Consider the following 2,519-nt stretch of genomic DNA (forward strand, 5'->3'; position numbering starts at 1 on the left):
TCTCTTTGCGTGCGGTTCCAATCCTGCAACATCTGTCGGCGCTCGGGCGCCGTCAGTGTCGGCAGCTCGGACAGTTTGCTCCGCGGGTTCGCCAATGCGCTCTGGAGGAGAGTCTTATACTGCCCCAACATCCGTTCAGCGGTTCGAGGTTCGAAAAGATCTGTATTGAACGTCAAGTACGCTCGCCGGGAGAACTCCGTCTCAATCGTCAAGCTCAAGTCGAATTGTGAGGCTTGCGTCTCCACCTCGAACGGCACCCAACTCAAACCCTGAACGGTGATCTCTCCGATAGGAGCATTGGGCACATTGAAGAGCACTTGCACGAGCGGGGCGGAGCTATGGTCGCGAGCGGAGTGCATCGTTTCGACCAACTTATCGAACGGGAAATCTTGATTGGCATAGGCCTCTAATGCGGTCGTACGCACCCGTGCCATCAATTCGTTGAATGTCGGATCGCCGGAGAGATCGGTACGCAACACGAGTGTATTGACAAACGAGCCGATTATGGACTCGACCGCGGATTGAGTCCGATTGGCGATAGGGGAGCCTACGGCCACATCGGTTTGTCCGGAATAGCGACTCAAAAGAATCTGGAAACAGGCCAACAGGGTCATGAACACCGTCGCATTGTGTTCAGCGCTGAATTGCTTCAGTTGCTCGATCAACGACGCGGGCAATTCCAGCATGCAATGCGAACCATTGAATGTTTGTACCACGGGCCGTTGGTAGTCGGTCGGCAATGAAAGCTTGGAAAGCCCGGCGAGTTTCTTCTGCCAATAGTCCGATTGTGTGCTCAGCCAGTCATCGGTAAGACAACGCCGCTGCCATACCGCGTAGTCGGCATACTGCAGGAGGATCGGTTTTGCTGAAGGAACTTCTCCTCGGCAAAACGCGTTGTAGAAGAATGCAAACTCATGACCGATGACTCCGAACGACCACTGATCTCCGATGATATGATGCATCGTGAGCACCAGCACATGGTCCTCAGGTTCGATCTCAATCAATAAAAATCGTGCCAGAGGACCCTTCTCGAGATCGAACGACTGGTTCGCTTCCTGTTCCACAAGCCGAGCCGCCTGCCGTCGTCGCTGCTCGAGGGGCAGTTCCTGAAGATTCACTTCGACCCAATGAGGAGAGCGAAAAGGGTGGATCATTTGGACCGGTCCATCCCCACTCATCATGAACGTCGTTCTAAATGCCTCATGGCGGCTACAGATGGCATTGATCGTACTCCGTAAGGCTCCTTTGTTGAGCCGCCCCATCTGCCGAGAAGCAAACGGCATGTTGTAGGCCGTGCTATGAGGAGCCAGCCGATGCATCAGCCACATGCGTTGCTGAGAATAAGAAAGGGGAAGCGGCTGATCTCTGGACACCGGACTGACCGCCGGCATCACGGAAGTCTTTTCCCTCTGGCGTAACCGCATCACTTCTTCAGCCAACGCTGCAATCGTCGGTCGCTCAAAAAGCGCCTGTAGCGAGACGTCGACTTCAAACAGCTCGCGTATCCGGGAGACGAGCTGAGTCGCGACCAGTGAATGGCCGCCATGCTCGAAGAAGTGGTCGTGGATGCCTGCGTCGGGAACTTGAAGCACGGATTTCCATAGCACAGCCAAGGATTCTTCGACTTGGTTTCTTGGAGCCATTCTCGCTGCCGATAGACCGGCTGTGTGTTCCGGAGCGGGAAGAGCATGTCGATTCACTTTTCCGGTGGCGCTGAGCGGCATCATTTCCAGCCACAGAATGACGGATGGCACCATGTAGTGCGGTAATCGAGCGGCAAGATGGCTGCGGACCTGTTCGAGTTTGTCTTTGAGCGACGATTCCCCGGCGACATAACCCACCAATCGATGTTGGTCCGGTTTATCTTGTCGAAGCAGCACCGCCGCTTGATGCACGCCCGGGAAGTTACTCAACACACACTCGATTTCTCCTAGCTCGATCCGATAGCCGCGCAGTTTAACTTGTTGATCCACCCGTCCAAGAAACTCGACATTGCCGTCGGCGCGATGCCGAGCCAGGTCACCGGTCCGATAGAGCCTGGTGCCGGCTACAAAGGGATTCGCAAGAAACCGCTCTTGAGTCAACTGCGGTTGGTTGACATAGCCGCGGGCCAGACACTCTCCAGCGATATAGAGTTCTCCCGGCACGCCGACAGGCATCGGCTGCAGGCTTGCGTCCAGCACATAGAGCTGCATATGGTCGATGGGTTTGCCGATCGGGACGCGGGCCCCCGCCTCCTCGCGAGTCGTTTGATACACGCTGCACCAGACCGTGGCTTCCGTCGGTCCATACTCGTTGTACAGCACGGCATGAGGCAGAAGCTGGTAATGCCGTCGCACGAGTTCAAGGGGCAGGCTTTCTCCTGCCGTTATGACGACACGGAGCGATTCCAGCTGAGCGCTCGACGCTTCACCGAGAACGGCATGGTATAAAGAAGGAACCCACACGACGTGCGAGATGTGGTGACGCTCGATGAGCGCAGCCAGCTCCGGGGGGTCGCGATGGGCGGTCTCTGATGG

The 2,519-nt window shown here is 56.3% G+C and carries 1 protein-coding gene; it reads right to left on the minus strand.

The window, feature by feature from the left end; translation table 11 throughout:
• A partial coding sequence (locus ACOSYY_RS11240; RefSeq protein ID WP_421662464.1) for a condensation domain-containing protein occupies nucleotides 1-2,519 on the minus strand: 2,519 nt, incomplete at both ends.

The sequence above is a fragment of the Nitrospira sp. BLG_2 genome (genome assembly GCF_049222245.1).